The following is a 19,528-nucleotide window of genomic DNA, read 5'->3' on the forward strand; positions in this document are numbered from 1 at the left end:
GATTCCCCGATGAGCAAAATGCCCTTGTACCTGGCCATGGCACTGGCCCTCGCTGCACCAGCAGCCCTGGCGCAACCGGTGCGCGATCAGAAAATGGACACGTCGCTGCTGCAGCGCCAGAACCTGGCCTATCGCTTCAGCCAGCATGACCTGGATTCGGCCGATGGCCAGCGCCATTACCGTCTATGGATCGGCCAGCCGAATCGCCCGGCGCCCGCGGCAGGCTACCCGGTGCTGTGGATGCTCGACGGCAACGCCGCGCTGGGTGCCCTGGACAGCGAACAACTGGGCAAGCTTGCCGCAGGCCAAGCCCCGTTGCTGGTCGCCGTGGGCTACCAGACCGACCAACGCATCGAACGTGCCGGGCGAACGTATGACTACACCCCCGCACTGCCTGGGCAAGCGGAACAGCGCGACCCGCTGACGGGCCAGCCCAGCGGTGGCGTGGAGGCGTTCTTCGACCTGCTGAGCCAGCGCATGCGGCCGATGGTTGCCGCTGCAGCGCCGATCGACCTGCAACGGCAAACACTGTGGGGGCATTCCTATGGTGGCCTGGCGGTGCTGCATGCGCTGTTCACCCGGCCGGCAGAGTTCACTGACTACGCGGCGGCCAGCCCGTCACTGTGGTGGCATGACGGGGCGATTGTGCGGGAAGCCCAGGGGCTGCAGCAGCGCTTGGGTGGCAGCCGCCCGAGGCTGGTGCTGATGCGCGGTGGCGATGAGTCGTCGAACCCGCGTGCGGCGGTGAAAGGCGACGCGGAGCGGCCGGCGCGTGAGCTGGTAGCGGACCTGGCCAAGGTGCCTGGGTTGCAGGTGCGCTTCGAGCGGTTCGACGGGTTGGGGCATGGGCCGATGTTGCCGGCCTCGCTGAAAAGCGTAATTGAAGGGATGTCTCGGTAAACCTGCGCCGGCCTCTTCGCGGGGCAAGCCCGCTCCCACAGGTTACCCCTCCGGTCCTGAGGGCAGTGCAGATTATATGGGCAGGCCCCGCGAAGAGGCCGGCCCGGTCACCCCTTCACACACACCACCTGGCGCAGCGTGTGCACCACCTCCACTAGGTCGCGCTGCGCACGCATCACCGCATCGATGTCCTTGTAGGCCATCGGTATCTCATCGATCACCGCCTTGTCCTTGCGGCACTCCACATGCGCAGTGGCCCGTCGCTGGTCTTCCACAGTGAAGCGGCTTTTGGCCCGGGTTCGGCTCATCACCCGCCCGGCCCCATGGCTGCAAGAGCAGAACGCCTCTTCGTTGCCCAACCCGCGCACGATGAAACTCTTTGCCCCCATCGAGCCGGGGATGATGCCCAACTGCCCTTTCTGCGCCGACACCGCGCCCTTGCGCGTCACCAGCACTTCACGCCCGAAATGCTGTTCGCGCTGCACATAGTTGTGGTGACAGTTCACCGCCTCCAGGCTGGCCTCGAACGGCCGGCCAAGCACCTTGCGGGTCGCGGCAACCACTGCCAGCATCATCAGTTCGCGGTTCTGCCGGGCAAAATCCTGCGCCCACTCAACCGCTTCGACGTAGTCGGCAAAGTGGCGGCTGCCCTCCTCGAAGTACGCCAGGTCCTTGTCCGGCAGGTTGGCCAGGTGCTGGCGCATGTCTGCCTGGGCCAGTTCGATGAACAGGTTGCCGATGGCATTGCCAACGCCACGCGAGCCGCTGTGCAACATGAACCACACGCGGTCGGCCTCATCCAGGCAAACCTCGATGAAGTGATTGCCGCCGCCCAGGGTGCCCAGGTGATGCCGGTTATTGGTTTTCTCCAGCCGCGGGTACTTGTCGGTGATGGCCTTGAAGCGCGTTGCCAGCGTGCCCCAGCGTTTGTCAGCCTTGGCTGGCACGTTGTCCCAGGCGCCTTGGTCGTGGCGGCCGAAGGTCTTGCCATGGGGCACGGCCTGCTCGATCGCCGTGCGCAAACCGTGCAGGTTGTCGGGCAGGTCGCGGGCATGCAGCGAAGTCCGCGCGGCGATCATGCCGCAGCCGATGTCGACGCCAACGGCAGCGGGGATGATCGCGCCAACGGTGGGGATCACGCTGCCGATGGTCGAGCCCTTGCCCAGGTGCACATCCGGCATCACGGCCAGGTGCTTGAAGATGAACGGCAATTTGGCCGTGTTCAGCAACTGCTGGCGCGCTTCGTCTTCGATCGTCACGCCGTCGGTCCACAACTTGATTGGCTTGCCGCCGGCGACCTGGAGAATGTCCATGCTGTCGATTCCGAATAGAACATGCCTGCCATGATACCGCCGATGCTCGCCTAAGGTCTTAGCCGGGCGGGTTGCCAGCAGGGTGGCACTGTGGGGTATGCTTGCCGGGTCTTCAGGGCGGGGTGTAAGTCCCCACCGGCGGTAAATCGAAAGATGAGCCCGCGAGCGCCCCGGCCATGCCGGGGGTCAGCAGATCTGGTGAGACTCCAGAGCCGACGGTCATAGTCCGGATGAAAGAAGGCGTCAGGCAGGGGCCATTCGGGCGCCCCTGCGCGCGCGTTTTGTTCGCCCCGAGACGTTCATCGATCATTTACGAGGAGCGTTTCATGTCCCCTATGCTGCAAAAGCAATACCCCAACATTTCTGCCGCCATCGCCGCCTTCCAGGCCGGGCGCCCCGTACTGCTGCTGGACGACGATGACCGCGAGGACGAAGCGGACATCATTGCCGCCGCCGAAAACATCTCGTTGCAAACTATGGCCATGATGATTCGTGACTGCAGCGGCATCGTTTGCCTGTGCCTGGACGAAGCGACCGTGGACGCCCTGCAACTGGCGCCGATGGTGCAGAACAATCAGGCGCGCCATGGCACCGGGTTCACCGTCACCATCGAGGCGGCGGACGGCATCACCACCGGCGTTTCGGCGCAAGACCGTGTCACCACCATCGCTGCGGCGCTCAGTTCGACCGCCGAGCAACGGCATATCGTCAGCCCTGGGCATGTGTTCCCGCTGCGGGCACGCAATGGTGGTGTGCTGACCCGCCGCGGCCATACCGAAGGTTCGGTCGACCTGGCGCGCCTGGCCGGGCTGCGGCCGGCAGCGGTGCTGTGCGAATTGATGAACCCCGACGGCAGCATGGCCCGTGGGGAGCAGGTGGCGGTGTATGCGCGGCAGTACAATATGCCGGTGCTGACCATTGAAGAGTTGGCGCGGTACCGCGAGGCGATGGTGGAGCGCGAAGCGGCTACGGCTTGATGGCTTTCAGACGCTTGGCTTAAGGAAGATGGCGGCGCGCACATCGAGCGCCGCCCGCGCGGCGCTTCGCAGCACAAGGCTGCTCCTACATTTTTTCGGGCCAATCATTCCTGCGGCATACGCGCGTGACCACCTTTATCACAGGCGTGATTGGCCCGAACCCGATGCACTCCCCCACACAAGTTTGCTCCCCCTGCCCCGCTCTGCTAGTGTCGCGCCGTTCAGAACGCCACCGAGACAGTCGCCATGGCCCGCAAAAAAGCCTCCCTCGATTTCGAGCAATCCCTCGCAGACCTGCAAGCCCTGGTCGAGCGCCTGGAGAACGGCGAGTTGTCGCTGGAAGATTCGCTGGCCGCCTTCGAGCAAGGCATCGCCCTGACCCGCGATTGCCAGGGCGCACTGGCCCAGGCTGAGCAGAAAGTGCAAATCCTTCTGGAACGCGACGGTGAGCTGGCAGCCCAGCCCTTCGACGCGGAGCCAGAAGCATGATCAGCACCTACCAGGCCAACTGCCAGGCCCGCGTCGACGCCGCCCTAGAACCGCTGTTTCAAGCGCCTACCAAAGAACTCGAGCGCCTCTACGCCGCCATGCGCTACAGCGTAATGAACGGCGGCAAGCGTGTACGCCCGCTGCTCGCCTACGCGGCCTGCGAAGCCCTGGGTGCACCAGCCGAACAGGCCAACGGTGCAGCGTGCGCGGTCGAACTGATCCACGCGTATTCGCTGGTGCATGACGACCTGCCGGCGATGGATGACGACGACCTGCGTCGCGGCCAACCGACCACCCACAAAGCCTTCGACGAAGCCTGCGCCATCCTCGCCGGTGACGGCCTGCAGAGCCTGGCCTTCAGCGCCCTGCTCGACCCACGCCTGAGCCCACAGTCCGACGCCCTTCGCCTGGCCATGGTCCAGGCCCTGGCCAAGGCTGCCGGCCCGGCGGGCATGGTGGGGGGGCAGGCCATCGACCTCGGCTCGGTGGGCATCAAGCTGGACCAGCAGGCGCTGGAATTCATGCATCGGCACAAGACCGGCGCGCTGATCGAAGCCAGCGTGCGCCTGGGCGCCCTGGCCAGCGCCCGCGCCGAGCCGGCGCAACTGGATGCCTTGCAGACCTACGCTCAGGCCATTGGCCTGGCGTTTCAGGTGCAGGACGACATCCTCGACGTAGAAAGCGACACCGCCACCCTTGGCAAACGCCAGGGTGCCGACATCGCCCGAGACAAACCGACCTACCCGGCGCTGCTTGGCCTGGAGGCCGCCAAGGCCTATGCAATCGAACTGCGCGACCAGGCGCTGGCCGCATTGCAAGGGTTTGGTGAAACTGCCGAGCCGCTGCGGGCGCTGGCGCGCTACATCGTCGAACGCCGCAACTGATTCAACGGGGCCGCCATGCGGCCCATCGCCGGCAAGCCGGCTCCCACAGCAAAACGGTGAACATGTGGGAGCTGGCTTGCCGGCGATGGGCTGCAAAGCAGCCCCGTGCTACCCCCTCTCAATGGGCACTTTTCCCACAATGGGGTAAACTGCCGCGTCTTCACACCTATAACGACTCGCCTGATGCCCACGACGTTTCAAGAGATCCCCCGCGAACGCCCGGTCACGCCGTTGCTCGACCGCGCTGACACGCCTGCCGGCCTGCGCCGGCTGGCCGAAGCCGACCTGGAGACCCTGGCCGACGAGTTGCGCCAGGAACTGCTCTACACCGTGGGACAGACCGGTGGGCATTTTGGCGCCGGCCTGGGCGTGATCGAGCTGACGATCGCCCTGCACTACGTCTTCGACACCCCGGACGACCGGCTGGTGTGGGACGTCGGCCACCAGGCCTACCCGCACAAGATCCTCACCGGCCGCCGCCAGCGCATGCTCAGCCTGCGCCAGAAGGACGGCATCGCCGCCTTCCCGCGCCGTAGCGAGAGCGAGTACGACACCTTTGGCGTCGGCCACTCCAGCACCTCGATCAGTGCAGCGCTGGGCATGGCCATCGCCGCCCGCCTGCAGAACAGCGCACGCAAGTCGATCGCGGTGATCGGCGACGGTGCCCTGACCGCCGGCATGGCCTTCGAGGCGTTGAACCACGCCCAGGAAGTCAACGCCGACATGCTGGTGATCCTCAACGACAACGACATGTCGATTTCGCGCAATGTCGGCGGCCTGTCCAATTACCTGGCCAAGATTCTCTCCAGCCGCACCTACGCGAGCATGCGCGAGGGCAGCAAGAAGGTGCTTTCGCGCCTGCCAGGCGCGTGGGAAATCGCCCGTCGCACCGAGGAATATGCCAAAGGCATGCTGGTCCCCGGCACCCTGTTCGAAGAACTGGGCTGGAACTACATCGGCCCGATCGACGGCCACGACCTGCCGACCATGATCGCCACCCTGCGTAACATGCGTGACCTCAAAGGCCCGCAGTTCCTGCACGTGGTGACCAAGAAGGGCAAAGGCTTCGCCCCGGCCGAGGTCGACCCGATCGGCTACCACGCCATCACCAAGCTCGAGCCCGCCGACAAGCCCGCCGCGCCGAAAAAACCCAGCGGGCCCAAGTACTCCGCCGTGTTCGGCCAGTGGCTGTGCGACATGGCCGCCAGCGACAATCGCCTGGTTGGCATTACCCCGGCGATGAAGGAAGGCTCCGACCTGGTCGACTTCAGCGAACGCTACCCGGAGCGCTACTTCGACGTGGCGATTGCGGAGCAGCACGCAGTCACCCTGGCGGCGGGCATGGCCTGCGAAGGCAGCAAGCCGGTGGTGGCGATCTATTCGACGTTCCTGCAGCGCGCCTATGACCAACTGATCCACGACGTGGCGGTACAGAACCTCGATGTGCTGTTCGCCATCGACCGCGCCGGCCTGGTGGGTGAAGACGGCCCGACCCACGCCGGCAGCTACGACTTGTCGTACCTGCGCTGCATCCCCGGCATGCTGGTGATGACCCCGAGCGACGAGAACGAACTGCGCAAGATGCTCACCACCGGCCACCTGTACAACGGCCCGGCGGCAGTGCGCTACCCGCGCGGCACCGGCCCCAACGCACCGATCAGTGGTGACCTTACGCCCCTGGAAATCGGCAAGGGCGTCATCCGCCGCCAGGGTGAGAAAGTCGCCCTGCTGGTATTTGGCGTTCAACTGACCGAAGCCTTGCAGGTTGCCGAGCAGATCAACGCCACGGTGGTCGACATGCGCTTCGTCAAGCCGCTGGACGAGGCACTGGTACTCGAATTGGCGGGCAGCCATGAGCTGCTGGTGACTATCGAAGAAAACGCCATCATGGGCGGTGCAGGGGCTGCCGTGGGTGAGTTCCTGGCTAGCCAGGCCCTGGTCAAGCCGCTGCTGCACCTGGGCTTGCCGGACATTTATGTCGAGCATGCCAAGCCGGCGCAGATGCTGGCTGAGTGTGGGCTGGATGCTGCTGGCATCGAGGCTTCGGTTACAGCGCGTATGGCCAAGCTCGGCTTGTAACCCCTGGTGCCGCTTTGCGGCCCATCGCCGGCAAGCCAGCTCCTACAGGTATTGCGCTGAACCTGAGAACAGCGAGGACCTGTGGGAGCCGGCTTGCCGGCGATTGCCATGGTAATGCCTATGAAGACTCCAACCCTTGCTGCGACTTTGCTGTGCCTACCGCTGCCGCTTCTAGCCGCTGAACGCGACGACGCCCTGAAACTCCCCGATGTGCTGATCAGCGCCAACCGCCAAGTCGAGTCGCGCACCGCCACCAGCGCCGCCAACACTGTCTTCACCCGCACCGACATCGACCGCCTGCAACCCACCAGCGTCACCGACCTGCTAGCCCGCGTCCCCGGCGTGCAAGTCGCTCCCACGGGGGGGCGCGGCAGCCTGCCCGGTATCTTCATCCGCGGCACCAAGGCAGCGCAAAGCCTGGTACTGGTCGATGGCGTGCGCATCGCCAACGCCACCTCCGGCGACAGCGGCCTGCAATTTATCGACGTCGACCAGATCGAGCGTGTCGAAGTACTGCGCGGCTCCCGCTCGGCGATCTACGGCAGCGATGCCATTGGCGGCGTGATTCAGATCTTCACCCGGCGCAGCAGCGGCCCTGGCCTGCAACCGCGCCTGCGCCTGGCCGCCGGCAGCAACCAGACCTTCCAACGCAGCCTGGGCCTGGCCGGTGGCAACGGCGCCACCCGCTTCAACCTGGGCGCCAGCCTGGACGAAACTGCCGGCATCGACGCCACCGGCCCGTCCTTTGCCAGCGATGGGGATCACGATGCGTACCGCAACAAGTCATTCAACCTGAGCCTCAGCCACACCTTCGGCGAACGCTTCGAGGCCGGCCTCAACCTCCTCGACAGCCATGGGCGCAGTGAATACGACAACCCGTTCGGTGGCTTCAACCCGGTCACCTTCGAGAGCTTCGGGCAAAAGCCCTACACCGATTTCAGCGTCAGCAGCCTGGGCACCTACTTCGATGCCCAGCTCAACGACAGCTGGCATTCGCGCCTGGAACTTGCCCACAGCGAAAACCGTGACGACAAGCGCGACAAGCTTAGCGACGAGCGCTTCGTGTTCAACACCTATCGTGATCAACTCACCTGGCAAAACGACCTGGCCTTGAACGACCAGCACACGCTGCTGATCGGCGGCGACTGGTACGAAGACCGCGTGCACGGCAGCACTGACTTCACCGAAGACAGCCGCTGGAACCGGGCGGCCTTCGTTCAACATCGGTACCGGGGAGAGCAGTTTTCCACCGAGCTGGGCGTGCGCCGCGACCAGAACCAGCAGTTTGGTGGCCAGACCACCTGGAGCGGTAGCCTTACCGTACCCGTGAACGCGTCCAACGATGTGCTGCTGTCCTACAGCGAAGGCTTCCGAGCGCCGACGTTCAACGACCTGTATTACCCAGCATTCAGCAACCCAGACCTGAGCCCAGAGCACTCCAAAAGCTACGAACTGCAATGGCGCAGCCAGCTCACCTCGGACAGCCGCCTGGAGACGTCGCTGTACCGCACCGACCTGCGCGACGCGATCATCTTTGGCCAGGACTCGATCCCCCGCAACGTCGCCTCGGCGCGCATCAACGGCGTAGAGCTGTCCCTCGACCAGCAATGGGGCGCATGGCGCAGCCAGCTCGGCCTGGCGCTGATCGACCCGCGCGACCGCGACAGTGGCCATACCCTCGCCCGCCGCGCTCGCCGTACCGTGAGCCTGGACCTGGACCGCGCATTTGGACGGTTCAGCGTGGGCGGAAGCTGGCAAGCCGTCAGCGCCAGCTACGATGACGAAGCCAACCGCAACCGGCTCGCCGGCTTTGGCCTGCTCGGCCTGCGCGGTAGCTGGGCGGCAACGGATGAACTGAAACTGGAAGCGAAGCTGGACAACCTGCTGGACCACACCCACAGCCGCGCCCTGTACAGCTATGAAGGCGCCAGCCACAGCTACCGCGAAGAAGGCCGCACCGTGCTGTTCAGCGTCACCTGGACGCCGGCGCTTTAGCTTCGAGCAATGCGCATAAGCGGGCGGTGGCCTCGATCATCTGCCCACTGGGCCGTTCCAGCCCTTTGTCGGGCACGACCAGCAAGCGCTCATCGGCCACCGCGCGCAGGCGCGGCCAAGCCCTCCAGCTGTCCAACTGCGCCTGATCACCCGCCAGAATCACCTGCGGGTCTTGCAGCAGTACAGACTCCACGCTCACCTGAGGGGCTGGCTGGTTGAGGTCGGCGAACACATTACGCGCGCCGCACACGGCCAGCGCGTCGCTGACCACCTGCCTGCCACCCAGGGTGTACAAGGGTTGGTCCCAGACTTGGTAGAACACGCGCAGCGGCTGCTCACGGCGATACTGTTGGCGCAGGTGCCGCAGCCTGTCACGCAGGGCCTGGGCGTATTGCTGGCCCTGCCCTTCGCGGCCGACGCGCAGGGCGATGGCCTCGATCTGATCGATCAACTGGTCGATGTCGTGGGGTTCGGCGCTGAAGGTGGCGATGCCCAGGCGCTTGAGCTGATCACGCTGTGCTGGCGCCACACTGCCGGGCCAGAGCAGCAACAAGTCAGGCTGCAAGCTGAGCAGACGCTCCATGTTCAGTTGGCCTTGGCGGCCGACCGAAGGCACCTCACGCAATGCTGGCGGGCGATCACCGCCGTCGAGCACACCGACCAATAGGTCATCGGCGTGCAGCTCAAGCATGATTTCGGTCATCGAAGGTGCCAGGCTGACCACCCGTAGCGGCTCGCCGGCGCTGGCGCTACAGGCGCACAGCGCCAGTAGCCAGAGAAGGCTGCGCATCAGCCCAGCTGACGTGGGATGCGGTACAGGTAAAGCACCACCACGGTGGACAGCGCCAAAAGGATTTGCGGTACGGCCTCCAGCCCCACCAGCACCGACAGCGCGGCAACCCAGGCGGGGAAGCAGGCATACAGCATGGCCATGCGCCGCACTCGCGCCAGGGTGATCCAGGCTGCCGGCTCTTCGGTGCTGCCGAGCACCTTGGAGGTCGCGATCAGCGCACGCTTGTAGGCACCGAAGCGCGGCAGGCTAAGGAACATGGTCGCCGCACCCGCGATGAACAGTGGCATGGCCAGCACCGGGATCAACGCATCACCGCCACCAAACGCCCAGGCCATCACCGGCAGCGGCACCAGGCCTACCGCCAAATATTGCCACCAGGCCAGCGCCAGGCGCCGCTTGACCTCGGCGCGGGTCACGCCTGGGGCACCTCGCCCTGGTGTTCATTGCCCAGCATGTGGCCGAGCTTGCCGGCTTTGGTCGCCAGGTAGTAGCGGTTGTGCGGGTTATGGCCGGTGTGCAGCGGCACGCGCTCGGCGACGACGATGTTCATGTCGGTCAGTGCCTTGACCTTGCGCGGGTTGTTGGTCATCAGGCGCAGGGATTTCACCCCCAAGTGTTCGAGCATCGGCAGGCAGATGGCGTAGTCACGCTGATCGGCAGCGAAGCCCAGGCGCTCGTTGGCTTCGACGGTGTCGGCACCACCGTCCTGCAGCTCGTAGGCGCGGATCTTGTTCAACAGGCCGATGCCACGGCCTTCCTGACGCAGGTACAACAGCACACCACGGCCTTCACGTGCGATGGCCTGCAGGGCAGCTTCCAGTTGCGAACCGCAGTCGCAGCGCTGGCTGAACAGGGCATCGCCGGTCAGGCACTCGGAGTGCAGGCGCCCCAACACCGGTTCACCGTCAGCGATATCACCCAGGCTGAGCACCACGTGCTCACGGCCGGTGGCTTCTTCGAGGAAGCCGTGCATGGTGAAAGTCGCGAACGGGGTCGGGAGTTTAGAGGCGGCAACAAAGACGACGGGCACGTTGTGCTCCTGAAATAAGTAGTAAATTTCTCGTGGGGCGATTGTATCAGCAGGTCGGCGCCAGTGCGCTGGCTGAATACCGCGGTTTAAGATCGAAAAGTTCGATGCTTATTTTTCCGCACCCCCTGTAGGAGCAGCCTTGTGCTGCGAAGAGGCCCGCTGGAGCACCACCGATCGTTGCGCTTGTCACCGGCCTCTTCGCAGCACAAGGCTGCTCCTACAGCGGCTTGCTGTCGGCAGTGAAGGGATACGGCTGCTTCCAGTGTTCGAAAATCGGCTTCAATTCACCGCTGCGCACCAGCTCGGCCATACGCTTGTCGAACAGTTCCCGCAGTGCCTTGGCCTCACCGTTATTGGCGAACGCCAGGTACAACGGCAGTTCGGCGACGTGGCTTTTACGAAAGCGTGCAGGCTCCGACGCCTGGCCAAGCACGTAGTCGACCTCGGTCAGCGCATCGATGTAGAAGTCCACACGGTCGTGTTCGAGCATCGGCAGAATGCCTTCACGGCGTTGAATTTCGCGGTAGTCATGGGCATTGGGCAAGTAGCTGGCGTAGTCGTAGCCACGCACCCAAGCCAGGCGATACTGGCCAACCGTGCTCGGCGTAGGCGCCGGCTTGCTGGCAAGCCCCAAGGCATAGATGTGGTCCATGTCGAAGTGCCAGCGCGGGTAGAGATTATCCTTGCTCTCGCCCTTGTAGGAGCCTACCCAGGCATCAGCTTCGCCCCGCTTTACCAGCCCCACTGCACGGCTGTAGGGCGCGCTCTGGGTGACGACCTTGACCCCGGCCGGCTCGAACACCTTGCGCAGCACATCCCAGGCAACCCCGGTACCGTTGGCGTTGGTGTAGTCGAGCCATTCTTCGCTGACCAGATGGACCTGCTTTGGCACACCTTCGGCCGCCCCCACCCAGGGAGCACAACCCAGCAGCATTGCCAACAGCACAGTCCTTATGGCCATTCACGCGCTCCCTGCCTCAGGCAACCGCCCACACCAGAACTTGCATGCCCAGCCAAGCGAACACGCCGGCCAGGATATCGTCGAGCATGATCCCGACCCCGCCATGCACATGGCGGTCGATCCAGCGAATCGGCCACGGCTTGAGGATGTCGAAGAAACGGAACATCAGGAACCCGGCCAGCAACCATTGCCAGCCTTCTGGCACCAGCCAGAGGGTGATCCACATGCCGACCATCTCGTCCCAAACAATGCCTTCATGATCGTGAACGCGCAAGTCATTGGCGACCTTGCCGCACAGCCAGAAGCCAAACAGCATGGTAATGCCCAGCAGCAACCAGTAGCCCCAATCCGGCAGCATCTGCCACAGCGGAATGAAGGGTATGGCCACCAGCGAACCCCAGGTGCCCGGTGCCTTGGGCAAGGTGCCGGAACCGAAGCCGAAGGCGATGAAGTGCCAGGGGTTGCGCCAGACCGAGGGCGGAACGAACTCCGCAGGCACCTGATTGGGGTGATCGGTCACGGTGTCTCCCTAAAATGTTGATAGCCGCGTTGCCGCGGGGTGATGTCCTGGCCCTGCCCGTCACGCAGGCTGACGCCCTGGCCTTCAAGCACTCGCCCGATGACATGGAACGTCGCCAGGCCTTGGGCCTGCAGGGATGAAAGCTGAGCCGGCGGCAAGGTGAACGCCAGCACATAGTCGTCACCCCCGGTCAAGGCAGCCTGCACGGCAGCCTCATGACCGAGGAAGCCCTGCAAAGCGGATGACACCGGCACCTGGTCCAGGTTCACCTCGAGCGCCACGCGGGACGCCTTGGCGATATGCCCGCAGTCGGCCAGCAGGCCGTCGGAAATATCCAGTGCGGCCGTAGCACGCCCGCGCAACAGCTGGCCCAAAGTGAATTGCGGCGAGGGCGACCAGTAGTGGTCGAGCAACGGCTGGGCAATGGCTGCATCGGCATGGCGCTCGCCCAGGACCAGCGGCAAGGCGCCCGCAGCGTTACCCAGTTCACCACCCACACACAGCAGGTCACCCGGGCGGGCACCGCCACGGCGCAACGCCTGCCCGGCCGGCACGCGGCCGAACACGGTCAGGGTGATGCTCAAGGGACCACGGGTGGTGTCACCGCCAATCAGGCTCAACTGGCACTGCCGGGCCATACGGTTGAGGCCGTCAGCGTAGGCTTGCAGCCAGTCGGCGCTGACCTCGGGCAGGGTCAGGGCAAGGGTGAAGCCGATGGGGGTAGCGCCCATCGCCGCCAGGTCACTGGCCGCCACGGCCAGCGAGCGCTGGCCGAGCAGCAGAGGGTCGCAGACCGCAGGGAAATGCACGCCGGCCACCAGGGTGTCGGTGGACACCGCCAGTTGCTCGCCAACAGGCACATCCAGCAGCGCGCAGTCATCACCGATGCCCAGCGCCACGCCTTCACCGCCTTGCGCACAGGGCGCGGCGGCAAAGAAATGGCTGATCAGCTCGAACTCACCCATGGTCCGCCAGCGCCGGGATCAGCGCTTGTTCGCCTTGACTTCCGCTTCGCGCAGCGAAGGGGCGAGCTTGTCCAGCACGCCGTTGACGAACTTGTGGCCGTCGGTGGCACCGAAGACCTTGGCCAGCTCGACACCTTCGTTGATCACGACACGGTACGGCACATCGGCGCGCATCATCAGTTCCCAGGTGGACAACCGCAGCACAGCCAGTTCAACCGGGTCGAGCTCTTCCAGCGCGAGCGCCAGGCAAGGCGTCAGGGCCGCGTCGATCTCGTCCTTCTTGGTCGGAACCCCATGCAGGATTTCGCGGAAGTAGGCGCCATCGACATCGGTGAAATCGTTATCGACCCGGAACTGCGCTTCGATCTCGTTCACCGACTGACGCGCCATGTGCCACTGGTACAGCGCCTGAGTCGCGAGCTTGCGGGCTTCGCGGCGCTTGGCGCTCTTCGAGGGCTTGCCGGCATCCGCAGGTTTTGGATCGCGCGGGTTGAAACGATCGCTTTCGTCGCTAATCACTTGGCCTCCAACTGCGCCAGCAGACTGACCATTTCCAGAGCGGACAGGGCAGCTTCAGCACCTTTGTTGCCGGCTTTGGTGCCGGAACGCTCGATGGCCTGCTCGATGGAGTCGACGGTCAGAACGCCGAAGGCCACCGGAACACCGAACTCCATGGACACCTGGGCCAGGCCCTTGGTGCATTCGCCCGCCACGTATTCGAAGTGCGGGGTACCACCGCGGATCACGGCGCCCAGGGCGATGATCGCGTCGTACGCGCCTTGCTGGGCGACCTTCTGTGCCACCAGCGGGATTTCGAACGCGCCCGGGGCACGGATGATGGTGATGTCGCTTTCGCTGACACCGTGGCGTACCAGGGCATCAACGGCACCGCTTACCAGGCTTTCGACGACGAAGCTGTTGAAGCGGCCAACCACCAAAGCATAGCGACCTTTGGGGGCGATGAAGGTACCTTCGATGGTCTTCAGGGTCATTCCGATGTTCTCATCTTCAAGAGCGAGGCCGCTCGCTGGCGGCCTCGGGAGGGTTTGGACTCGAGCGTGAGGGCGCGCGCGCCGTCTCAAGTCACTCGGAGGGCACGTATTCTACAACTTCCAGATCGAATCCGGATATCGCATTGAACTTCATCGGCGAACTCATCAGGCGCATCTTGCGCACACCGAGGTCGCGCAGGATCTGCGAACCGGCGCCGACGGTGCTGTAGGTGGTCGGTGCCTTGGTCGGTGCATCGCCCGCGCTTTCGCGGATGTGCGCCAGCAGCACGTCGCCGTCCAGCGGGTGGCCCAGCAGCAGCACCACGCCGCTGCCGGCCTCGGCCACGGCAGCCATGGCCGCGCGCAGGCTCCAGCGGCCCGGCTGCTTGACCAGCAGCAGGTCGCGCAGCGGGTCCATGTTGTGCACGCGTACCAGGGTCGGCTCTTCAGCGCAGATTTTGCCCAGGGTCAGGGCCATATGCACGTCGCCTTCCACCGCGTCGCGGTAGGTGACCAGGTTGAACTCGCCCAATTCGCTTTCGACCGGCTGCTCGGAAACGCGCTGCACGGTACGTTCGTGGATCATGCGGTAGTGGATCAGGTCGGCGATGGTGCCGATCTTCAGGCCATGCTCGGCGGCGAACACTTCCAGCTCGGCACGGCGCGACATGGTGCCGTCATCGTTCATCACTTCGCAGATCACGCCGCTCGGCTCGAAGCCTGCCATGCGCGCCAAGTCGCAGGCGGCTTCGGTGTGGCCGGCACGGGCCAGGGTGCCGCCGGGCTGGGCCATCAGCGGGAAGATGTGCCCCGGGCTGACGATGTCTTCGGCCTTGGCGTCCTTGGCCGCGGCCGCTTGCACGGTACGCGCGCGGTCGGCAGCGGAAATACCGGTGGTGACGCCTTCAGCGGCTTCGATCGACACGGTGAACTTGGTGCCGAAGCCGGACCCGTTGCGCGGCGCCATCAGCGGCAGCTTCAGCGTTTCGCAGCGCTCACGGGTCATCGGCATGCAGATCAGGCCGCGGGCGTGCTTGGCCATGAAATTGATGTGCTCAGGCAGGCAGCACTCGGCTGCCATGATGATGTCGCCTTCGTTTTCGCGGTCTTCGTCATCCATGAGGATGACCATTTTGCCCTGGCGGATGTCTTCGACCAGTTCTTCGATGCTGTTGAGCGCCACTCGGCACCCCCTTCTCAATCAGGATTTCAAGAAGCCGTTGGCGGCCAGGAAGCTTTCGGTAATGCCACTGCCCTTGCTCGGTTCGGCCGCCTTGTCACCCAGCAGCAGACGCTCCAGGTAACGGGCCAGCAGGTCGACCTCAAGGTTGACCCGACGACCTGCGCGGTAGTCGGCCATGATGGTTTCGGACAGGGTGTGCGGGACAATGGTCAGCTCGAATTCGGCGCCATTGACCTCATTGACCGTCAGGCTGGTGCCGTCGACGGTGATCGAACCCTTGTGGGCGATGTACTTGGCCAGCTCCTTGGGTGCACGCACACGGAACTGGATGGCGCGGGCGTTATCGCTGCGCGAGATGATTTCGCCGACGCCGTCGACGTGGCCGCTGACCAGGTGACCGCCCAGGCGGGTGGTGGGGGTCAGGGCTTTTTCCAGGTTGACCTTGCTGCCGCTCTTGAGGTCGATGAAGGCGGTGCGCTTGAGGGTCTCGACGCTGACGTCGGCCCAGAACCCATTGCCCGGCAGTTCGACGGCGGTCAGGCACACGCCGTTGACGGCGATGCTGTCGCCAAGCTTGACGTCACCCAGGTCGAGCTTGCCGGTCTCGACGTAGACGCGCACGTCGCCGCCCTTGGGGGTCATGCTGCGAATGGTGCCGATGGATTCGATGATGCCGGTAAACATGGGGTCTTCCTCAAGAACGGGTTGCGCAGGGCAAGCCTGGCATTATACGCCGGGCGCCGGCAGGGGGACGGCCGTGACCCGCCAGTCATCGCCCACTGCGCGCATTTCGGTAATTTTCAGTCGCGGTGCTTCGCTCATCTTCGCCAGGGGCCAGTCCAGCAGCGGGCGGGCCTGGGACCCCAAGAAGGTGCCGGCGACGAACAACTGGTATTCATCGATCAGGCCTTGCCGGGCGAACGCGCCAGCCAGGCCTGCGCCGGCTTCCAGCAGAATCTCGTTGACGCCACGCGCGGCCAGCACACGCATCAACGCGGGCAGATCGACCTGGCCATCGGTGCCTGGCAGGCTCAACAGCTCATGGCCTGCCTCGGCGTAACGCGGCGCTTCAGCGGCGGCCGTCACCACCAGGGCCGGGCCGGCCTGGAAGAACGGCGCATCCAGCGGCAGGCGCAGGCGGCCATCGATCAGCACGCGCAACGGCGTGCGGCTCAAGGCCAGGGCGCGGGTTTCGTCGTCCAGGCCCAGCTCTGCGCCCCGCACCGTCATACGCGCATTGTCGGCCAGCACGCTGGCGGCGCTGGTGAGCACCACACTGGCGCGCGCGCGCAGCCGCTGAACCGCAGCGCGGGCGGCAGGGCCGGTAATCCACTGGCTTTCGCCGCTGGCCATGGCCGTGCGGCCGTCCAGGCTCATGGCCAGCTTGGCTCTGACAAACGGCAGGCCATGCTCCATGCGCTTGAGAAAACCTGGGTTGAGCGCGCGGGCCTCAGCTTCAAGCACTCCGCTGCTGACCTCGATACCGGCCTCTGCCAGGCGCCGCAGCCCCTGCCCCGCCACTTGCGGGTTGGGGTCTTGCATCGCGGCCACCACGCGGGCCACGCCAGCCTTGACCAGCGCTTCGGCGCACGGCGGCGTGCGGCCATGGTGGCTGCACGGTTCGAGGGTGACATAGGCGCAAGCGCCGCGGGCGCGTTCACCGGCCTGGCGCAGGGCATGCACCTCGGCATGGGGCTCGCCAGCGCGCACGTGCCAGCCTTCGCCGACCACCTCGCCATCGCGCACGATCACGCACCCCACACGCGGGTTGGGGTGGGTGCTGTAAATACCCTTGCGGGCCAGCTCCAGGGCGCGGGCCATGTAGTGGGCATCGAGGATCGCGGTCTGGCTGGGCATGCTCACTCTTTAGCTGGCTCACGGGCCAGGCGGTCGATTTCTTCGCGGAATTCGTCGAGGTCCTGGAAGCGTCGGTAGACCGAGGCGAAGCGGATATAGGCCACCTCGTCGAGCTTGCGCAGCTCGGCCATCACCATTTCACCCACCACCAGTGACTTGACCTCGCGCTCGCCGGTGGCACGCAGGCGGCTCTTGATGTGCGCCAGCGCCGCTTCCAGGCGCTCGACGCTGACCGGGCGTTTTTCCAGCGCCCGCTGCATGCCTGCACGCAACTTGTCTTCGTCGAAAGGCTGGCGCGTGCCGTCCTGCTTGATCAGCCGGGGCAGCACCAGTTCGGCGGTTTCGAAGGTAGTGAAACGCTCGCCGCAGGCAACGCACTCACGACGGCGGCGCACTTGCTCGCCCTCGGCGACAAGACGAGAGTCGATGACCTTGGTGTCGTTGGCACCGCAAAAGGGACAGTGCATGGTGGCAGGCAACAAAAAAAGGGAGGGCCATGGTAGCGCATCCCACTGGCAAGACAAGCCAAAGGGGTTAACATCCAGGGAAATCTGCCCGTGAAGGATGCCCCAATGCACTATCGAGCGCTCGTCGTGCTGTGCTGCGCCGCCCTGCTTGCCGCTTGCGGTAGCGACCAGCCCAAGCCCGATCAAGGCCAGGCGCCTGCGCCAGCCAAAGTGGCCAAGAAGGCCCAACCGCTTGGCCCGCTGCCCGCCTACCAGCGTGAGCTGAGCGGTACATTGCTGGAAATCCCGGCCGGCGCCGACGTGGAGCTGGCCCTGTTGGTGATCGACGAACGCGACCGCCCGCAACGCCTGCTGGCCAGCAGCAACCTGACCGGCACCGGGCAGGCGCTGCCTTATCAGTTGCGCTTCAACCCCGAAGCCTTCCCGGCCGGTGCCCGCGTCGAACTGCGCGGCCGCGCCAGCAGCTCCGGGCAGTTGATCATGCACCTGCCCCCTGTGCGCATCGCCCAGCCGCAAACCCAGGCCACCGGCCCGCTGCGTTTCGAGAAGGCACCGTAAGTGGCGCCACTGGCACTGCAACAGGCCCTCAGTGGCCTGATCGGCGAGGCGCGCCTGGTGGTCAGCGACCTGCCTGACTGCGAATTGAAACTGTGGCTGATCGACGACCAGAACATGGACCGCGCCTTCAGCAGCGAAGAAACCCGGCGCATTCTCGAAGAACCTCCGTACTGGAGCTTCTGCTGGGCCAGCGGCCTGGCCATGGCCCGCTACCTGGCCGCACACCCGGCATGGGTGGCGGGCAAGCGTGTGCTCGATTTTGGCGCGGGCAGCGGCATCGCCGGCATTGCCGCAGCCCGCGCAGGCGCCCTTGAAGTGGTGGCGTGCGACCTCGACCCACTGGCCCTCGACGCTTGCCGCGCCAACGCCGCGTTGAACGGGGTGGAGCTCGGCTACAGCAACGATTTTTTCGCCGAGGACGACCGCTTCGACCTGATTCTGGTCGCCGATGTGCTGTATGACCGCGCCAACCTGCCACTGCTCGATGCCTTCCTCGGCCGCGGTCGCCAGGCGCTGGTGGCCGACTCGCGGGTTCGCGACTTCAGCCACCCGCTGTACCAACAATTGGGCGTGCTCGACGCACTGACCCTGCCAGACCTGGCCGAGCCCCACGAATTCCGCCGGGTCAGCCTGTACCACGCCAGCCGCGAGCCTTTATAGTGGTGCCATTCACGAGTTTGCGAGAGTCGCGATGAGCCAAGACACGCCGTACATTTTCGACGCCACCGATGCCACCTTCCAGCAATTGGTCATCGAAAACTCCTTCCACAAACCGGTCCTGGTGGACTTCTGGGCTGAGTGGTGCGCGCCCTGCAAGGCGCTGATGCCACTGCTGGCGAAAATCGCCGAGGGTTATCAGGGCGAGCTGCTGCTGGCCAAGATCAACTGCGACGTGGAGCAGCAGGTGGTCGCCCAGTTCGGCATTCGCAGCCTGCCGACCGTGGTGCTGTTCAAAGACGGCCAGCCGGTCGACGGTTTTGCCGGGGCGCAGCCGGAGTCGGCAATCCGCGCGCTGCTCGAACCGCACGTGCAGATGCCGGCCGAGCCTGCCGCATCGCCGCTGGAGCAAGCCAAGGCGCTGTTCGCCGAAAGCCGCTTCGCCGAGGCCGAAGCACTGCTCCAGGCGCTGCTGGGTGAAGACAACCGCAATGCCGAGGCGCTGATCCTGTACGCCCGTTGCCTGGCTGAGCGGGGCGAGCTGGGCGAGGCCCAGGTGGTGCTGGACGCGGTCAAGACCGACGAGCACAAGGCAGCCCTGGCCGGAGCCAAGGCACAGCTGACCTTCCTGCGCCAGGCTGCCAGCCTGCCGGAAGTCGCCGACCTGAAGAGCCGCCTGGCGCAGAACCCAGAAGACGATGAAGCGGCCTACCAGTTGAGCATTCAACAACTGGCCCGTCAGCAGTACGAGGCGGCGCTGGAAGGCTTGTTGAAGCTGTTCAAGCGCAACCGCGGCTACGAGAACGGGTTGCCGCAGAAGGCGATGTTGCAGGTGTTCGAACTGCTGGGCGGTGATCATCCGCTGGTGAGCGTCTATCGCCGCAAGCTGTCTTCAGCCCTGTTCTGAG

22 protein-coding genes and 1 riboswitch are annotated in these 19,528 nt (G+C 65.1%); of the genes, 9 read left to right on the forward strand and 13 right to left on the reverse strand.

From position 1 onward, the window contains the following. Positions 1–9: 9 nt before the first annotated feature. Positions 10–900 (forward strand): alpha/beta hydrolase, encoded by an 891-nt coding sequence (locus QOS90_RS22450; RefSeq protein ID WP_085274010.1) that lies wholly within the window; start codon positions 10–12, stop codon positions 898–900. 107 nt (positions 901–1,007) lie between these two features. Here the strand turns inward: QOS90_RS22450 and QOS90_RS22455 are convergent, their stop codons facing one another. Further along, on the reverse strand, positions 1,008–2,222 hold the full coding sequence (locus QOS90_RS22455) for an RtcB family protein (RefSeq protein ID WP_097151369.1): 1,215 nt from the start codon (positions 2,220–2,222) through the stop codon (positions 1,008–1,010). 95 nt (positions 2,223–2,317) lie between these two features. Further along, a riboswitch (FMN riboswitch) is annotated at positions 2,318–2,459 on the forward strand. Positions 2,460–2,539: 80 nt separating this feature from the next. Between QOS90_RS22455 and ribB the strand changes: the two genes are divergently transcribed. The 5 genes from ribB (at position 2,540) to QOS90_RS22480 (ending at position 8,637) form a co-directional block, all read left to right on the forward strand. Next, positions 2,540–3,190, forward strand: coding sequence for a 3,4-dihydroxy-2-butanone-4-phosphate synthase (gene ribB, locus QOS90_RS22460; RefSeq protein WP_027594919.1), 651 nt, complete (start codon positions 2,540–2,542; stop codon positions 3,188–3,190). 246 nt (positions 3,191–3,436) lie between these two features. Next, on the forward strand, positions 3,437–3,679 hold the full coding sequence (locus QOS90_RS22465; RefSeq protein ID WP_027594918.1) for an exodeoxyribonuclease VII small subunit: 243 nt from the start codon (positions 3,437–3,439) through the stop codon (positions 3,677–3,679). Beyond that, positions 3,676–4,563 carry a (2E,6E)-farnesyl diphosphate synthase gene (gene ispA, locus QOS90_RS22470; RefSeq protein ID WP_027594917.1) on the forward strand — a complete coding sequence of 296 codons (888 nt, stop codon included), beginning with the start codon at positions 3,676–3,678 and terminating at the stop codon, positions 4,561–4,563. Before QOS90_RS22465 ends, ispA begins: the two co-directional genes overlap by 4 nt. Before the next feature lie 183 nt (positions 4,564–4,746). After that, a complete protein-coding gene (gene dxs, locus QOS90_RS22475; protein WP_085274012.1) occupies positions 4,747–6,642 on the forward strand; it encodes a 1-deoxy-D-xylulose-5-phosphate synthase in 1,896 nt (631 codons plus the stop codon). 120 nt (positions 6,643–6,762) lie between these two features. Next, positions 6,763–8,637 carry a TonB-dependent receptor domain-containing protein gene (locus tag QOS90_RS22480; RefSeq protein ID WP_085274013.1) on the forward strand — a complete coding sequence of 625 codons (1,875 nt, stop codon included), beginning with the start codon at positions 6,763–6,765 and terminating at the stop codon, positions 8,635–8,637. On the opposite strand, the gene QOS90_RS22485 is transcribed toward QOS90_RS22480, so the two are convergent. The 12 genes from QOS90_RS22485 to nrdR all read right to left on the reverse strand — a co-directional run bounded on the left by QOS90_RS22485 (position 8,615) and on the right by nrdR (position 17,405). After that, positions 8,615–9,427, reverse strand: a complete 813-nt coding sequence (locus QOS90_RS22485) for a cobalamin-binding protein (protein ID WP_085274014.1) — start codon at positions 9,425–9,427, stop codon at positions 8,615–8,617. The two genes, QOS90_RS22480 and QOS90_RS22485, sit on opposite strands and share 23 nt — an antisense overlap. Next, positions 9,427–9,846 (reverse strand): hypothetical protein, encoded by a 420-nt coding sequence (locus QOS90_RS22490; protein WP_027594913.1) that lies wholly within the window; start codon positions 9,844–9,846, stop codon positions 9,427–9,429. Before QOS90_RS22490 ends, QOS90_RS22485 begins: the two co-directional genes overlap by 1 nt. Continuing rightward, entirely contained in the window at positions 9,843–10,460 is a 618-nt protein-coding gene (ribA, locus tag QOS90_RS22495) for a GTP cyclohydrolase II (RefSeq protein ID WP_027594912.1), read from the reverse strand. The genes QOS90_RS22490 and ribA overlap by 4 nt, the downstream gene beginning before the upstream one ends. Before the next feature lie 217 nt (positions 10,461–10,677). Further along, complete coding sequence (locus QOS90_RS22500; protein WP_085274015.1) at positions 10,678–11,421, reverse strand: substrate-binding periplasmic protein; 744 nt, start codon at positions 11,419–11,421, stop codon at positions 10,678–10,680. Between the two features lie 16 nt (positions 11,422–11,437). Continuing rightward, positions 11,438–11,941 (reverse strand): phosphatidylglycerophosphatase A family protein, encoded by a 504-nt coding sequence (locus tag QOS90_RS22505; protein ID WP_027594910.1) that lies wholly within the window; start codon positions 11,939–11,941, stop codon positions 11,438–11,440. Further along, the gene (gene thiL, locus QOS90_RS22510; protein WP_085274016.1) at positions 11,938–12,906 is read right to left on the reverse strand and encodes a thiamine-phosphate kinase; all 969 of its coding nucleotides are present in this window, start codon (positions 12,904–12,906) and stop codon (positions 11,938–11,940) included. Before thiL ends, QOS90_RS22505 begins: the two co-directional genes overlap by 4 nt. An 18-nt stretch (positions 12,907–12,924) precedes the next feature. Beyond that, positions 12,925–13,425, reverse strand: a complete 501-nt coding sequence (gene nusB, locus QOS90_RS22515; protein WP_027594908.1) for a transcription antitermination factor NusB — start codon at positions 13,423–13,425, stop codon at positions 12,925–12,927. Then, on the reverse strand, positions 13,422–13,898 hold the full coding sequence (ribH, locus tag QOS90_RS22520) for a 6,7-dimethyl-8-ribityllumazine synthase (RefSeq protein WP_003255395.1): 477 nt from the start codon (positions 13,896–13,898) through the stop codon (positions 13,422–13,424). The genes nusB and ribH overlap by 4 nt, the downstream gene beginning before the upstream one ends. 91 nt (positions 13,899–13,989) lie before the next feature. Beyond that, positions 13,990–15,081 (reverse strand): bifunctional 3,4-dihydroxy-2-butanone-4-phosphate synthase/GTP cyclohydrolase II, encoded by a 1,092-nt coding sequence (ribBA, locus tag QOS90_RS22525; RefSeq protein WP_012270288.1) that lies wholly within the window; start codon positions 15,079–15,081, stop codon positions 13,990–13,992. An 18-nt stretch (positions 15,082–15,099) separates the two neighbouring features. Continuing rightward, positions 15,100–15,765: a riboflavin synthase gene (locus QOS90_RS22530; protein ID WP_027594907.1), complete on the reverse strand. Its 666-nt coding sequence runs from the start codon at positions 15,763–15,765 to the stop codon at positions 15,100–15,102. A gap of 42 nt (positions 15,766–15,807) precedes the next feature. Then, the gene (gene ribD / locus QOS90_RS22535; RefSeq protein ID WP_085274017.1) at positions 15,808–16,938 is read right to left on the reverse strand and encodes a bifunctional diaminohydroxyphosphoribosylaminopyrimidine deaminase/5-amino-6-(5-phosphoribosylamino)uracil reductase RibD; all 1,131 of its coding nucleotides are present in this window, start codon (positions 16,936–16,938) and stop codon (positions 15,808–15,810) included. Positions 16,939–16,940: 2 nt separating this feature from the next. Further along, positions 16,941–17,405 (reverse strand): transcriptional regulator NrdR, encoded by a 465-nt coding sequence (nrdR, locus tag QOS90_RS22540; RefSeq protein ID WP_009685710.1) that lies wholly within the window; start codon positions 17,403–17,405, stop codon positions 16,941–16,943. Positions 17,406–17,510: 105 nt separating this feature from the next. Here nrdR and QOS90_RS22545 point away from each other — a divergent pair, with 105 nt between their 5' ends. From QOS90_RS22545 to trxA, 3 genes are read left to right on the forward strand one after another with little or no spacing between them, the layout of a single operon-like run. Beyond that, positions 17,511–17,963, forward strand: a complete 453-nt coding sequence (locus tag QOS90_RS22545) for a YbaY family lipoprotein (protein ID WP_027594905.1) — start codon at positions 17,511–17,513, stop codon at positions 17,961–17,963. Continuing rightward, positions 17,964–18,623, forward strand: a complete 660-nt coding sequence (locus QOS90_RS22550) for a class I SAM-dependent methyltransferase (RefSeq protein WP_085274018.1) — start codon at positions 17,964–17,966, stop codon at positions 18,621–18,623. It abuts the gene before it with no gap. Between the two features lie 31 nt (positions 18,624–18,654). Next, positions 18,655–19,527, forward strand: coding sequence for a thioredoxin (gene trxA / locus QOS90_RS22555; protein ID WP_085274019.1), 873 nt, complete (start codon positions 18,655–18,657; stop codon positions 19,525–19,527). The last annotated feature ends 1 nt before the right edge of the window (position 19,528 follow it).

Origin of the sequence: Pseudomonas sp. LAIL14HWK12:I10 (genome assembly GCF_900184205.1) — a bacterium.
GTDB classification, from domain to species: Bacteria; Pseudomonadota; Gammaproteobacteria; order Pseudomonadales; family Pseudomonadaceae; genus Aquipseudomonas; species Aquipseudomonas kermanshahensis.

Bases quoted from the DNA above. Each gene is read 5' to 3' on its own strand.
- ribD (WP_085274017.1), bottom strand. From the start codon at position 16,938: ATGCCCAGCCAGACCGCGATCCTCGATGCCCACTACATGGCCCGCGCC.
- nrdR (WP_009685710.1), bottom strand. From the start codon at position 17,405: ATGCACTGTCCCTTTTGCGGTGCCAACGACACCAAGGTCATCGACTCT.
- dxs (WP_085274012.1), top strand. From the start codon at position 4,747: ATGCCCACGACGTTTCAAGAGATCCCCCGCGAACGCCCGGTCACGCCG.
- QOS90_RS22465 (WP_027594918.1), top strand. From the start codon at position 3,437: ATGGCCCGCAAAAAAGCCTCCCTCGATTTCGAGCAATCCCTCGCAGAC.
- thiL (WP_085274016.1), bottom strand. From the start codon at position 12,906: ATGGGTGAGTTCGAGCTGATCAGCCATTTCTTTGCCGCCGCGCCCTGT.
- ispA (WP_027594917.1), top strand. From the start codon at position 3,676: ATGATCAGCACCTACCAGGCCAACTGCCAGGCCCGCGTCGACGCCGCC.
- QOS90_RS22485 (WP_085274014.1), bottom strand. From the start codon at position 9,427: ATGCGCAGCCTTCTCTGGCTACTGGCGCTGTGCGCCTGTAGCGCCAGC.
- QOS90_RS22480 (WP_085274013.1), top strand. From the start codon at position 6,763: ATGAAGACTCCAACCCTTGCTGCGACTTTGCTGTGCCTACCGCTGCCG.
- QOS90_RS22545 (WP_027594905.1), top strand. From the start codon at position 17,511: ATGCACTATCGAGCGCTCGTCGTGCTGTGCTGCGCCGCCCTGCTTGCC.
- ribH (WP_003255395.1), bottom strand. From the start codon at position 13,898: ATGACCCTGAAGACCATCGAAGGTACCTTCATCGCCCCCAAAGGTCGC.
- QOS90_RS22500 (WP_085274015.1), bottom strand. From the start codon at position 11,421: ATGGCCATAAGGACTGTGCTGTTGGCAATGCTGCTGGGTTGTGCTCCC.
- QOS90_RS22530 (WP_027594907.1), bottom strand. From the start codon at position 15,765: ATGTTTACCGGCATCATCGAATCCATCGGCACCATTCGCAGCATGACC.
- trxA (WP_085274019.1), top strand. From the start codon at position 18,655: ATGAGCCAAGACACGCCGTACATTTTCGACGCCACCGATGCCACCTTC.
- QOS90_RS22450 (WP_085274010.1), top strand. From the start codon at position 10: ATGAGCAAAATGCCCTTGTACCTGGCCATGGCACTGGCCCTCGCTGCA.
- ribB (WP_027594919.1), top strand. From the start codon at position 2,540: ATGTCCCCTATGCTGCAAAAGCAATACCCCAACATTTCTGCCGCCATC.